The following is a 12,963-nucleotide window of genomic DNA, read 5'->3' as shown; positions in this document are numbered from 1 at the left end:
TCTTTCAACGGGTTCGTGCCAATGACATAATGTGTAAAGCGGCATAAACAGTAACTGAGTTGTGTTTCCAGAAAGACGGGGATCTGATGGCCCAAGACCATATCCGCTACGACATTCTCGCACAGGACGCCCTGCGCAGCGTCATCCGAAAGGTCCTGACGGAGGTCGCAGCCACCGGTTCCCTCCCCGGCGACCATCATTTTTTCATTACCTTCCTGACCGGTGCACCGGGGGTGCGGATCTCCCAGCATCTCAAGGCGAAATATGCCGAGCAGATGACCATTGTCGTCCAGCATCAGTTCTGGGACCTGAAGATCACCGATACGCAGTTCGAGATCGGCCTATCCTTCTCCGACACGCCGGAAAAGCTGGTCATTCCGTTCAGTGCCATCCGCGGCTTTTATGATCCCTCCGTCAATTTCGAACTTGAGTTCGATGTTGCGGCGATCGATGAAGAGACCGCCACGACCGCCGAAATCACCGCCTATCCGGTCGCCACCGTCGAAAAAGCCGACAGCACCCCCGAGGCTGGCGAAAAATCGGGCGAGGACGACAAGAAGCCGGGCGGCTCTGTCATTTCTCTCGATTCCTTCCGCAAGAAGAACTGATCCTTTCACCGGGAGACCCTTCATGACCGGCGATGTCGTCAATCTGCGCCAGGTTCGAAAGCAGAAGACGCGTGCCGAGAAGGACAGGCAGGCCGAGCAGAATCGTGTTTCCTTCGGTCGCACCAAGGCGGAAAAATCGCTGACCCGCGCGCGCAACGAAAAGGCCGAGCAGCATCTCGACCAGTCGAAGCGCGTCCCCCGGGACGGCAGCGAGACCTCCGACTGAGTGCGGATTGCCGTTGCGCATCAAGGGGATGGCACCGCCCGTTGAATCAGGACGACAAGCCGTTGAATCCTTTTCTCAAGGACAGCCGTGATCCGCAAACATTCCGCAACCCTGCATGGGCACCGTACCAGCTTCTCTTTGGAGGAGCCGTTCTTCGAGGAGCTCAACCGCATCGCCGCGCACCGCGAGATCTCGCTTGCGCGGCTGATTGCTGAAATCGACGACAACAGGGCCGAGGGTAGCAACCTGTCGTCGGCCCTGCGCGTCTATGTGCTCGCCTGGGTCAAAAAACCTGACGGCGCTGATGCATCGCTGTAGTCCGGGCGTGAGCCATACCAACGGGGATAAGCCTCGCAGCGGCGTCTATGCACTGACACTTGCTGCAGAAAGCTCCGCCGGCTCCCGCTGCAGGTCGCGTCCGACCGACAAAAGGTTGCGGACCATGAGATCGGCCCGATCCGCGACATCCGGCAGGCAGACCCGGTTGCGCCCGGCATTCTTTGCCAGATAAAGCCTTTCGTCGGCCAACCGGAAGACGTCCTCATAGTGTCCGGGATAGACAAAACACGCACCGCCAATGCTGACCGTCACGGAGAAACAGGCGGCGTCCAGTCCTGCGGCATTGTCCGCTATGGTGTGCCGGATCTGCTCGGCGACCGCCAGCAGCGCCTGCGGTGATGTATCCTCCAGGAAAACCGCGAACTCCTCGCCGCCAAGCCGCCCGACCAGGCCGGCCTCGCCCACGATCGAGCGGACCCATGCCGATATCGACACGAGCACCTGATCGCCGACCAGATGGCCGAATCGGTCGTTCACCTGCTTGAAATGGTCGGCATCGATGATCAGCAGCCCGGACGCTATCTCCGATCTGTCGGCAGCCCTTTGCGTGAAAATGCGGTTCACGTCTGCCGTAAACGTCGCCCGGTTCAGGCACTGCGTCAGGCCGTCGATCCGGTTTGCCTGCTTCAACAGGTAGTTCGCCCGCGACAGTTGCTGGAGCTTGATGCCGATGTAGGTGAACAGTGGAATGGCCAGGAGAAGCGGAATGAAGAACGCAAGCCCCAACGAAGCACGCAGGACCTGCGGACCGTAGGGGGCGATGACGACATAGGTGATGATCAGCGCGATACCCGTACAGACCACCGTTCCGCTGATTGTCCAGACCGCGATCCAGCCAATTCCGCGACTATCGAACATGCACAGCAGGGACCTCATGCGCGTCTCTCCACTCCTGAAGAAAATATCGGGCAAAGAGTATAAATTCCGCTCAAACTCTTCCCTAAAATGCATGGGATATCGTGTTACAGGTCCAAATAAGATCCTAAATTAGAGAAACCTATACCAAAGTATTATGGCTGCACCCGAACGCCAGGCAGGCTATCGAAATTCAGCGACCTGCCGCCGACAGGTGGCAATGCGCCACGCTCGACGCCTTCGGACGGATCGACCGGTAACGTGCGCCGATCCTGCAGGTCGCGCGCCCTGCGGGCGGCATCGTCGGCAGCGACTTTTGCTTCAGCGGCAGCCTTCTCACTGGCAGCCTTGTCTATCACGGCCTTCTCGGCAGCAGCTTTTGCCGCCGCTTCGGCCGCCTGTTTTTCGGCAAGTGCTTTCGCTTCGGCCTGCTGTTTCAGCCGGACGGCCTCCTCTGCGGCTGCCTTGCGGCGGCGAGCCTCCTCCTCGGCCCTCAGGCGCTCCACCTCGCGGTTTGCTGCATTGGCCTTGTAGAGTGCGACCTCGCGGCGCAGGCGCTGTTTTTCAAGCACGTTCGCCTGCAGCGTTTCAACCCGGCGCCGTTCCCGCTCGAAAGCCCGCAGCGACAGGAAATTGGCGAGGTCGGTGACATTGAGCGTCACGCCCGGCGAACGGAGCACGCCGGCATAATCGAGGCTGACCTGCGCTTCGGCGCCGGCAAGCGCCTCGTCTCCGGGGCGGTAATTGAGCTGAAGCGAGGCGTTGATCCTGTTTTCCGGGAAGGTGATTTCAGCATCTGCAGAAACCAGAGCCGTTCCGTCCCCAGCCGAAACATTCTGCGCCCGCACCGTTCCACCGGCGATGCTGAACGGCACCTTGACGGAGCCGAGCACCGATTGACCGCTGAAGACGGAGGCTGCCGCCGCCCGTTCGATCGCCTGCGGCGTGATCTCGCCTTGCAGCCCGTCCGCCGCCGTCAGGATCGCGGGCAAGGCGGCCGTGTTCAGGCCCTGCACAGTCAGGCCGTCAATACTGGCCGTGCCCGAGCCGCTGGCCGATTGCGCCATGGTCATCACGGTCTTGCCGGATGCTTCCAGCGCCAGCGAGACATCGACCTTTCCTTCCGCGACCGGTGATCCATGCGATGTCCAGGCAATGCGCGAGAGATCGGCCCCCTTGAGGTTCAACCGCGCCTGGAGGAAACCGGATCCGTCGCCATTGCCAAGCAGCAGCCGACCATCGGCCTTGCCGCCCAGCCAATCGCCGGCTGCATCGGTCACCTCGACCTGATCGCCCTTCCAGCCGAGTTTTCCGGAAAAATCCGTCATCGGACCGAGAATGTTCGGCCAGAACTGCTTGGCCGTGACATCGAGATTGACGTTGAGCCCGCTCCAGGCCGATTGCGCCACCGGCACATCGGAGAGTTCGCCGGACACCGCATCCTCCACCGGTCCGACGATGCTTTCGCCCAGCCAGGCGAGGTCGAGCGTATCGACGCCGATCTGTCCCGTCACCGGACGCCCCGCCGTCTTGCGGTCGATGGTCAGACTGCCGGCAAACGCATTGTTATCGGCCTTGCCTTCGATGTTCGACAGGGTGATGGCGTCGACGGTCGTTGCCACATCGGCTGTGCCTGCAAGCGGAAGACCGCTGCCCATCTGTGGCAGGCCGATGCCCTGCAGCAGCAGAAAGGGTTCGAAATCCTCGCTCTGCAGCGTCAGCTTCAGGGTTCCGTCAAGAAAATTGCTGCGGGAAAGGTTGACGTCGCCCTTGGCACTCAGCGCCGTGTTCTCCGTCGTGAAGGTCAAGGCACCATTGGCCTTGTCCGCCTCGCTGCTCTGCAGCTTGAGCGACAGGATGCCGTTCGCATCGGCGTCGAATGGCAGGGGATCGAAGCCGATCTGGCCCAGCAGGATCGGCGTCGACGGGTTTTCCAGCGTGGCTTCGAGCAGGATGCCCTGCCCGGCCAGCGCCAGTGCGAGGTCCGGCGCCTGGTAGTTGGCGGCGATATTGGTGCCGTTTGCCGCCCCCAGTATGCCGAAGGTCACAAGCGAATTGCCGTCCTTGCTGCCCGCTGTCAGCGTCAGGTCGAGCGCCGCATCGGTATAATAAGGCCCGCTCCGCGCCAGCCGTGTCAACGCCGGGTGGCTGGCGGCATGCCGCTCGAGCATCGCCAGGAAAGGCGTCAGGTCCGGCGAGGCAAGTTTCATCTTGGCCGACAGCACCGGCGCCGCCAACTGGCCGCTCATCCGTCCAGACAGCGCCACCTGCGCACCGGCCAGATCACCGATCGAGACGCGCTCGGCCTGCAACTGGCCGTTCTTCAGTGTCGCCACCACCTGCACATTGCGGGCGGTCTCCCCGAACACCGAAAACGCATCGGCGGACAGGTCGGCCGCGATGGCATGGGAGAGAAGCGTCTCGCTGGAGGCTTCACCGGCAACCAGACCGGCCAGCGCCTGCAGGGCCTCGAGGTCGATCGTATTGCCCTTCAACTCGAGCGAAAGGCTCGGCGGCACACCGTCCAGCGCCTGCCGCTCGATCCGGCCGCGCAGGGTGGCAGGCCCGGCCGCCACTTCCAGCCGCTCGAATTGCTGCAGCGTCTCGGTGAGATTGACGCTGGCCGAAAACCCGGCCGTCTTCAGCGTCCGGATGGAAGGATCGACGGAGCCGGCAAGCCAGGTCGCCAGCCCCGACGGCTGGTTAGACGCCACCAGAAGCTCGCCGCGAAAGGCACGCTGGCCACGCAGGTTGAGCCGGCCCTTGGCCTCGAGCTGCGTCCGCCCCGGCAGCAGCGCCACGGCATTGTCGATCATCCACCCCGCCCCGTCCGGACGAAGGTCGAGCCGCACGTCCCGCACCGTCGTATCGCCGATGACGATCGCCGGCAGTTTCAGGCTGGCCCGGCCCGGCACCTGCGGGATCGGAATATCGGCGGCAATCGCCAGCATTGCGGCCAGGCGCTGGCGCACCGACACGGCCGGGTCGCGACCGGTCTTGCCGGCCTCGCCGGTATTGCCGATCCGACTGACATCGATCTGCTGTCCGTCGGCCAGCAACAGGAATTCCGGAACCTTGCCGGTGTCGAGCGTCGCCTCGCCGGTGACCAGATAGGGATCATCCTTCGGTCCGACTTCGAGACGATATTCGGGCACACGGATCCGCTCGTTGTTGAGCTCGAAATTGCCGGTCACGCGCAGCGCATTGCGCGCCTCGTTCGCACCGTCTGTCTGCGCCTCGGCCACCTGCCGGTTTTCGGTCAGCGTGAACTTGCCCTCATAGAGCGGCTTCAGGTCGACGATCTTCAGATAACCATCCAGCTCGACGCCGAAGGGGCGCTTGTCGGGGGTCAGGCGGGTGCGCAGACTCAGCGTGCCTTCGCTGTCGACCTCGCTGCTGGAAAAGGCAAAACTGCCGGCCTCGCCGTCGAGCGCCGCCCGTCCATCCACTTTCCAGGGCCCGGCCAGCGAGCGCGCCGAAAGATCGGCGGAAAGATCGGTGATCCGCCTTGTGCGTCCGGTCTGCTCGTCGATGAAATCGATCTGGCCGTCGGTGATGGAGACGCTTTCGAGAATGACCGTCTTGGCCGGTATCGACGCCTTGCGGCCGCGCGCCCAGTCGAGCGTGCCATCCGCTAGCAGCCGGATCTTGGCTTTCGGCGCCTCGAGCCGCATATCGAAGATCAGCGCTTCGCCGGAGAGGAACGGTGCCAGTTCGGCGTCCATGGAGAAGCGCTGGACCTGGATCAGCGGTTCGCCGTCCTCTGACTGGCCGACCCGCACGTCGTTCAGCGTGACAGAGGGAAACGGAATGAGGCGCGCATCGACACTGCCATGCACGACCACGGGCTTGCCCATGATCCGGCTCGCCTCGCGCTCGAAATCCTTGCGGAAATCCGTCCAGTCCACGAACATCGGAGCGATCAGCGCTGCAAAAAGCGCCACGACCATCAACCCCCCGATGAAAACCAGAATTCGTGCAAGCACCTGTTAGAAGTCCTATCTCTCTTGTCCAGCCGAACCGGTTACACGGAACCTAGCGTTATTCATGACGCATGCCAGTCCCTATCGATCTTTCCCGGCCGAAAACACTGTTTGCCTTTAAAGCCTGCGAATTTCAAAGCGAAAAGATCTTGCCGGGGTTGAAGATATTGTCCGGGTCGAGCCCCCGCTTGACCTGCCGCATCAGGTCGAGCGCGCCGCCCAGTTCCGCCTCCAGGAAGGGCATCTTGCCCTGGCCAATGCCATGTTCGCCTGTACAGGTGCCGTCCATCGCCAGCGCGCGGTCATTGAGACGCGCCACAAAGTCCTCGGCCCTGGCCACATCGGCCGTGTCCTTGTCATCAAACAGAAGCCCGACATGGAAGTTTCCATCACCGGCATGGCCAACGATCGGCGCGATCAAGCCATGCGCCAGAATGTCCGCCTGCGTTGCCTCGACGCAATCGGCAAGCCTTGAGATCGGCACGCAGACATCGGTCGACAGGATGGCCAGCCCCGGCGCCAGGCTCTTCTGCGCCCAGTAGGCATTATGCCGCGCCTTCCACAGTGTCGCCCGCTCCTGCGCATTGGCGGTCCAGAGAAACGCGCCTCCGCCGAAGTCGGCAGCGATCTCGGCAAACTGCTTCGATTGCAGGGCGACGCTGTCGGGACTGCCATGGAATTCGAGGAACAGGGTCGGCAGTTCGGCGAAATTCAGGCCGGAATAGGCATTGCTGGCCTTCATCTGCAAGGCGTCGAGAAGCTCGATGCGCGCCACCGGAATGCCGGACTGGATGGTCAGCATCACCGCATTGCAGGCGTCGCTGATGCTTGGAAAGGGGCAGACGCCGCCGGCGATCGTTTCCGGTATGCCCTGCAGCCTGAGTGTCACGGAGGTGATGATACCAAGCGTGCCCTCGGCACCGACGAACAGCCGCGTCAGGTCGTATCCGGCCGAGGATTTTTTCGCCCGGTGGGCCGTTCTGATTTCCTTGCCGCCGGCGGTAACGACCGTCAGCGCCAGAACATTGTCCTTCATTGTACCGTAGCGCACGGCATTGGTCCCCGAGGCCCGGGTTGAAGCCATGCCGCCGATCGAGGCATTCGCCCCCGGATCGATCGGGAAGAACAGGCCTGTATCGCGCAGATAGGTGTTCAGCGCCTCGCGCGTCACGCCGGGCTCGACCGTGCAGTCGAGATCGCCTGTATTGACCGAAAGGACCCTGTCCATCCGGCCAAGGTCAACGCTGATGCCGCCATGCGGCGCATTGATATGCCCTTCCAGCGAAGAGCCTGTTCCAAATGCGATCAGCGGCACGCGATGCGCTGACGCCAAAGCCACGATCTCGCAAACCTCGCCAGCGGTCTCGGGAAAGACCACGCCATCGGGCAATTGCGCCGGGATATAGGTGGTGGAGTGCGCATGCTGGGCGCGCATGTCCTGGCCGGTCTGCACGCGCGGCCCAAACCGCGCGCCGAGCAGCCGCAGCACGGCGGCAATGCCCGCCTCGTTGCGCTCTCCGCTCCGGATCGCCTCCAATGCCATCTTCGTCCTCCCAAGGCCTGCCACGCCCGCTTGAACGGATCTCGGAACCTCTTTGATTTCAAGGCGCTACTGTGCAAATCGGAATCGATTTGTCCAGAACCTCAACCAAAAGCACAACGCCTTTCGGCAGGATTGCCAGACAAGTGCGACCGGAGGGTCACAGAGCACGGTTGAAACGGCATCTTGGATTCAACACAAGGCCAAAATCAGGAAGGAATTCGGCTGAAATGGGCTATGCTCTGATTCTGGCGTCGCCCACGCCTCCCCCCTCCAGCGGGAAAGTAAGCATCCTACGGGGCTATCCAGACATCGAACCAACTGGTCGAGCAAATGCATACGGAGGGATTGCAGCCACCGCTCGCGACAGGAGGTTTCCGATGAAATTGTCTGCTCCCATCTATGCCTTGAAACGCAAGGCCCGACGCGCATCCCGCGACAGTCGCATTGCCCTGAACGAAGCGCTCGACAGCGTTGCGATTGAGGAAGGCTATAGCGGGTGGAGCTTGCTTGCAGCACGACATGCCGCGACCACACCGGCCAAAAAGCTGTTGGATTGCCTGCGCCAGGGCGATCTGGTCCTGATCGGCGCACGACCACGTCAGGGAAAGACTTTGATGGCCCTTGAACTGGCGGTGGAAGCGATGAAAGCCGGCAATGCCAGCGCATTCTTCACGCTCGAATATACGCAAATCGATATTCTGGATCGGTTGCGCGCCCTCAAGGTGGAACCGTCGGCGTTCCAGAACCTGTTCCAGTTCGACTGCTCCGATGCCATCAATGCCGCCTATATCATGCAGCGGCTCGCCTCGGCGGCGCCCGGCGCACTTGTTGTCATCGACTATCTTCAACTGCTCGACCAGAACCGTGACAGTCCGCCTTTGTCCGTTCAGGTTAGTGCCCTGAAGTCATTTGCGCGCGATCGCGGACTGATCATGGTGTTCATCTCCCAGATAGACCGGAGCTATGAGGCCGCCAAGAGACGCTTCCCCGATCGTCAGGACATACGCCTGCCCAATCCGCTGGATCTGCAGCTCTTCGACAGGATGTGCTTTCTGAACAACGGCAGCGTGCAGATGCATGTCATGCCTCCGGGAGCATAGCCGGCTCAAGCGCACGTCACCGGTTCGGCCGCGGCGCATGGCGCGAGATCATGCGCCATCCGTCGTTCCCCGCAACTGGTGCCAGGACGCTTGGCAGCGACGCTTGCCAGCGGGCTATCCGCGCCGTCACTCCGCTGGCTGCAGCCGCTCGGCCGCGGCCAGTTCCTGCTGCAGGCGGCGCTCCTCGTCGGCATGCGGTTTGGTGAAGCGGCCGATGACGAGATAGGCAACCGGCGTCAGGTAGAGCGTCACGACCGTGGCGAGGCCGAGACCGCCGACCAGCACCCAGCCGAGCGCAATGCGCGCTTCGGCACCCGCACCGCTTGCCAGAACCAGGGGCACCGCGCCGACGATGGTGGCGATCATCGTCATCATCACCGGCCGCAGCCGGATATTGGAGGCATTCTCGATCGCCTCGCGCAGGTCCTGCCCGCGATCGCGCAGCTGATTGGCGAATTCGACGATCAGGATGCCGTTCTTCGCCATGATCCCGACCAGAAGAACGAGACCGATCTGGCTGTAGATGTTCAGCGTGTTGCCGGTGGCCAGCATCGCAAACACCGCGCAGGCCAGCCCGAGCGGCACCGTCGACATGATGATCAGGCCGCTGACGAAACTCTCGAACTGCGCTGCCAGCACCAGGAAAATAATGACGAGCGCAAAGCCGAAGGTGATGAACAGGCCGTTGGCGTTCTCGTTCAGCGTCGCTGCTTCGGCAAGCGGCAGGATGCGCGACCCCGGCGGCAGCAGCGGCTCGGCCATGGTCTCGACCATGCCCAGCGCATCGCCCAGCGCCAGTCCATCCTTGAGACCGGCAGAGAGCGAGACGGAACGCAGTTGCGATTCACGCGAAAGTTCCGGCGCGACCGCCTTTTCCTCAACGCTAGCGATGGTCGACATCGGCACGATACGCCCGTCCCCGGTCCGCAGGAAAATGTTCTGCAGGTCGGTCGGGTCATTGATCGGATTGGTCGAGGACAGAAGTTTCACCGGGAAAGACTCGCCCTCGACATAGACGTCGAGCACGCTGTTGCCATCCAGCATCGCCTGCAGCGCCGAAGACAGGCCGGTAATATCGACGCCCAGATCCGAGGCACGTTCGCGGTCGATGGTGACCGACAATTGTGCCTGGTTGGCCTCGTAGTTGAGCCGCACGTTTTCAAAGCGGCCGCTGTCCTCCATCTGGCGCACCAGCGTCGCCGCGGCGGCACCGAGCTTGGTATAATCGTTGCCGACCAAAGCGACCTGCAGCCCGTTGCCGGCACCGCGAATGCCCAGACTGTTGGGCTGGATCGGGAAGGCGCGGATCGACGGGATCTTCGCCGTCATCCGGTTGATGTCGGCAGCGATCTGCTGCTGCGTGCGGTCGCGTTCGCTCCAGGGCGCCAGCGTCAGCACCATGAAGCCGCTGTTGACCGAACCGCCCTGGCCGGAGATCGAAAACACATTGGCGATCTCGCCGGACGCAAGCAGCGGCTGCAGGCCGTCCTCGATGCGCCGCATCTGCGCCTGCGTATACTCGAGCGAAACCCCTTGCGGCGCCAGGACCCGGAGCAACACGCGCGAGCGATCCTCGGTCGGCGTCAGTTCCGATTTCAGCAGCGTGAAGGCACCGCCCCCAACGGCGGTAAACAGCGCGGCCACCATGAAGACGATGAACGGCGCATTGAGGCAGGCCCGCAGCGTGACGCGGTAGAAGCCGGCGGCCACGCCGCCAAAGCGCGCAAGCAGGCCGGTATGGGCCTTTTGATGGCCATCAGCCCGCAGCATGCGCGAGGCGAGCATCGGGCAGAGTGTCAGCGAAATGAACGAGGACAAAAGGATGGCAAAGGCCAGCACGAAGCCGAATTCGCGAAACAGTCCACCGGTCTGGCCCGGCAGGAAGGAAAGCGGGATGAACACGGCGGCCAACGTCGCAGTCGTTGCGATGACGGCAAAGAACACTTCCAGCGTCCCGTGCACGGCCGCAGCCCTTGGCCCCATGCCCTCGCTGCGCCGCCGGACGATGTTTTCGAGCACGACGATGGCATCATCCACCACGAGCCCGGTCGCCAGCACGATGGCCAGCAGCGTCAGGATATTGATCGAGAAACCGGCCATATAGATGGCCGCACAGGTGCCAATCAGCGCGATCGGCATGGTGATTGTCGGGATCAGCGTCGCGCGCCAGTCGAGCAGGAACATGTAGATGACCAGCGTGACGATGATCACGGCAACACCGAGCGCGATCTCCACCTCGTGGATGGCACCATCGATGAACACCGCGTCATCGCTGGTGATCGCGATCCGCGTTCCCTCGGGCAGAATGCCGGAGATCGTCGCCACCGCCGCCTTGACGCCATTGGAAATATCGAGCGTGTTGGACTGCGCCTGCCGGATAATACCGAGCCCGATGCCCTGGCGTCCGTTGGAACGCAGCGACGACGTCCCGACATCCGGACCGAGCGTCACCGTCGCGACATCGCGCAGCCGCACATTGTCACCGATGATCAGGTCTTCGAACTGGTCCGGCGTTTGCAGGTCGGCGGTGGCGCGCACCGAAATGTCCTGGTCGACACTGGTCAGCGATCCCGCCGGCACATCGAGCGATGCGGTCGCCAGCGCCGTGCGCAGATTGGCGACGGTCAGCCCGCGCCCGGCCAGCTTCGACTGGTCGACGTCGATCCGGAAGATCTTTTCCTGGTCGCCATTGATCTGCACATCCGCGACGCCTTCGACAGCGGCAAGGCGGTCGGTGATCTCGTTTTCGGCGAGCAGCGTCATGTCTTCCATCGACAGCGTGTCGGAGGTCAGCGCCAGCCGCATGATCGGCTGGCTGTCGGCATCCGCCTTGACGATGCGCGGTTCGTCGGCATCGTCAGGCAGCTGGTTCGTCACCCGGCCAAGCGCGTCGCGAATGTCATTGGAGGCCTGGCCGATATCGGTCGTATCGGAAAATTGCAGCGTGACCCGGCTTCTGCCGAATTGCGAGGTCGAGGAAATATCCTGGACGCCCTGGACGCGGGAAACAGCGCCCTCGATGAGCGCGGTCACCTCCCGGTCGACGGTTTCCGGAGATGCACCCTCGAAATCCGTATTGACGGAGACCACCGGCCTGTCGACCTGCGGCAGTTCGCGGATCTCGATGCCGTTCAGCGCGGCCAAGCCGGCGACGATGATCAGCGTGTTGACGACAAGGGCAAAAATCGGCCGGCGAATGAAAAGCGCCGTGAAACCGGAGGTCCCGCCCTGCTTCGAGGTACCGTCGCCGCTCATTGGCCGGCCCCCGCTTCAGAAACCTTCTGCTGCCCGTCCGCGCCGGTCTTGTCGGCTGGCGCGTCTGCCCCCGGAGCGTCTGCACCCGGACCGGCGACGATCTCCACGGCGCCGCCTTCGCGCAGGCGCTGCACACCCTCCATCACGACGACATCGCCCTTGGCAAGCTTGGCCTCGACCAGAACCTTGTCGGCATTGCGCTGGACGATCGTCACAGGCACTTTCTGCGTCTTTTCGCCGGTAACCCGCCAGACATAGGAACCGTCGGCACTCCACTGGATCGCCAGCGGATTGACCGTCGGATAAGCATCGCCATCGAAGGTCAGGGCCACGGAAAAGGACATGCCGGCGCGCAGCGTGTCGTCCGGATTGTCGACACGCCCTCGCACGCGCAGCGTCCGGCTCGCCTGGTCGATACGGTTGTCGACGGCGTGGATGACACCGCTGAACGCCGCCCCCGGCTGTGCGATCGCCGTGGCCGAAACCGGCTGGCCCACGGCAATCTTGTTTGCAAAGCGTTCCGGAATCCAGAAATCGATGAGGATCTGCGACCGATCATCGACCACGGCGATCGGCGTCGATGTGGTGACGTAGTCGCCCGGATTGACGGTGATGATGCCGACAATGCCTTTCGATGGCGCGATGATGTCGCGCCGTTTCAGGTCGAGCGCCGCAGTCTGGAGCGCCAGTTCGGCTGCCTGCAGCGCAAATTCGGCGTCGCGCACCGCGACGATCGCCACCGTATTGCCAAGCCTGCGGTTGCGCTCGACCTTCTCGGCGGCATTGTCGCGGGCAAGCTTGGCCTGCTCCGCCGCAACCTTCTGGTCCTCGCTGTCGAGACGCGCCACCACCTGGCCCGTTTCGATCCGGTCGCCGGATTTCACGAGAACCTCGGTGAGATTGCCGGTGGCCAGCGGCGTCACCGTTGCCGACAGGATGGCGTCGCCATTGCCGATCGCATTCAGCCGGTCATTGACCACGGCCTCGCCCGCCGCCTGCGTCACGACGATCGGCGTCTGGTTGCCGCCCCTCTGTCCGGCCCCCTGTCCTGCCC

Annotated in this window: 9 protein-coding genes; 4 read left to right on the top strand and 5 right to left on the bottom strand. The window is 62.9% G+C overall.

Going from position 1 to position 12,963, the window contains the following annotated elements; translation table 11 throughout:
- Positions 1–86 precede the first annotated feature (86 nt).
- The 3 genes from AX760_RS14085 (at position 87) to AX760_RS14075 (ending at position 1,152) form a co-directional block, all read left to right on the top strand.
- Entirely contained in the window at positions 87–608 is a 522-nt protein-coding gene (locus AX760_RS14085; RefSeq protein ID WP_071833555.1) for an SspB family protein, read from the top strand.
- A gap of 22 nt (positions 609–630) precedes the next feature.
- On the top strand, positions 631–834 hold the full coding sequence (locus AX760_RS14080) for a DUF4169 family protein (RefSeq protein WP_071833554.1): 204 nt from the start codon (positions 631–633) through the stop codon (positions 832–834).
- A gap of 87 nt (positions 835–921) precedes the next feature.
- A complete protein-coding gene (locus AX760_RS14075; RefSeq protein ID WP_071833552.1) occupies positions 922–1,152 on the top strand; it encodes a ribbon-helix-helix domain-containing protein in 231 nt (76 codons plus the stop codon).
- A 45-nt stretch (positions 1,153–1,197) separates the two neighbouring features.
- Here the strand turns inward: AX760_RS14075 and AX760_RS14070 are convergent, their stop codons facing one another.
- The 3 genes from AX760_RS14070 to AX760_RS14060 form a co-directional block, all read right to left on the bottom strand.
- Positions 1,198–2,049, bottom strand: a complete 852-nt coding sequence (locus AX760_RS14070) for a GGDEF domain-containing protein (RefSeq protein ID WP_071833550.1) — start codon at positions 2,047–2,049, stop codon at positions 1,198–1,200.
- A gap of 134 nt (positions 2,050–2,183) precedes the next feature.
- A complete protein-coding gene (locus AX760_RS14065) occupies positions 2,184–6,014 on the bottom strand; it encodes an AsmA family protein (RefSeq protein WP_071833548.1) in 3,831 nt (1,276 codons plus the stop codon).
- Between the two features lie 130 nt (positions 6,015–6,144).
- On the bottom strand, positions 6,145–7,554 hold the full coding sequence (locus AX760_RS14060; protein WP_071833547.1) for an FAD-binding oxidoreductase: 1,410 nt from the start codon (positions 7,552–7,554) through the stop codon (positions 6,145–6,147).
- A 377-nt stretch (positions 7,555–7,931) separates the two neighbouring features.
- Between AX760_RS14060 and AX760_RS14055 the strand changes: the two genes are divergently transcribed.
- A complete protein-coding gene (locus AX760_RS14055) occupies positions 7,932–8,654 on the top strand; it encodes a DNA helicase (RefSeq protein ID WP_071833544.1) in 723 nt (240 codons plus the stop codon).
- Positions 8,655–8,780: 126 nt separating this feature from the next.
- Here AX760_RS14055 and AX760_RS14050 read toward each other — a convergent pair whose 3' ends face one another.
- Positions 8,781–11,909, bottom strand: coding sequence for an efflux RND transporter permease subunit (locus AX760_RS14050; RefSeq protein ID WP_071833542.1), 3,129 nt, complete (start codon positions 11,907–11,909; stop codon positions 8,781–8,783).
- A partial coding sequence (locus AX760_RS14045) for an efflux RND transporter periplasmic adaptor subunit (protein ID WP_071833540.1) occupies positions 11,906–12,963 on the bottom strand: 1,058 nt, incomplete at its 5' end. The genes AX760_RS14045 and AX760_RS14050, both read right to left, overlap by 4 nt.

This window comes from Pararhizobium antarcticum (assembly GCF_001885585.1).
Taxonomy (GTDB): Bacteria; Pseudomonadota; Alphaproteobacteria; order Rhizobiales; family Rhizobiaceae; genus Pararhizobium; species Pararhizobium antarcticum.
The sequence above is the reverse complement of the archived record's forward strand: the minus strand, read 5'-3'. Positions and strand labels throughout refer to the sequence as shown.

Excerpts from the sequence above, each read along its gene's own strand:
- AX760_RS14050 (WP_071833542.1), bottom strand. The coding sequence starts at position 11,909 with ATGAGCGGCGACGGTACCTCGAAGCAGGGCGGGACCTCCGGTTTCACG.
- AX760_RS14080 (WP_071833554.1), top strand. The coding sequence starts at position 631 with ATGACCGGCGATGTCGTCAATCTGCGCCAGGTTCGAAAGCAGAAGACG.
- AX760_RS14055 (WP_071833544.1), top strand. The coding sequence starts at position 7,932 with ATGAAATTGTCTGCTCCCATCTATGCCTTGAAACGCAAGGCCCGACGC.
- AX760_RS14060 (WP_071833547.1), bottom strand. The coding sequence starts at position 7,554 with ATGGCATTGGAGGCGATCCGGAGCGGAGAGCGCAACGAGGCGGGCATT.
- AX760_RS14085 (WP_071833555.1), top strand. The coding sequence starts at position 87 with ATGGCCCAAGACCATATCCGCTACGACATTCTCGCACAGGACGCCCTG.
- AX760_RS14070 (WP_071833550.1), bottom strand. The coding sequence starts at position 2,049 with ATGAGGTCCCTGCTGTGCATGTTCGATAGTCGCGGAATTGGCTGGATC.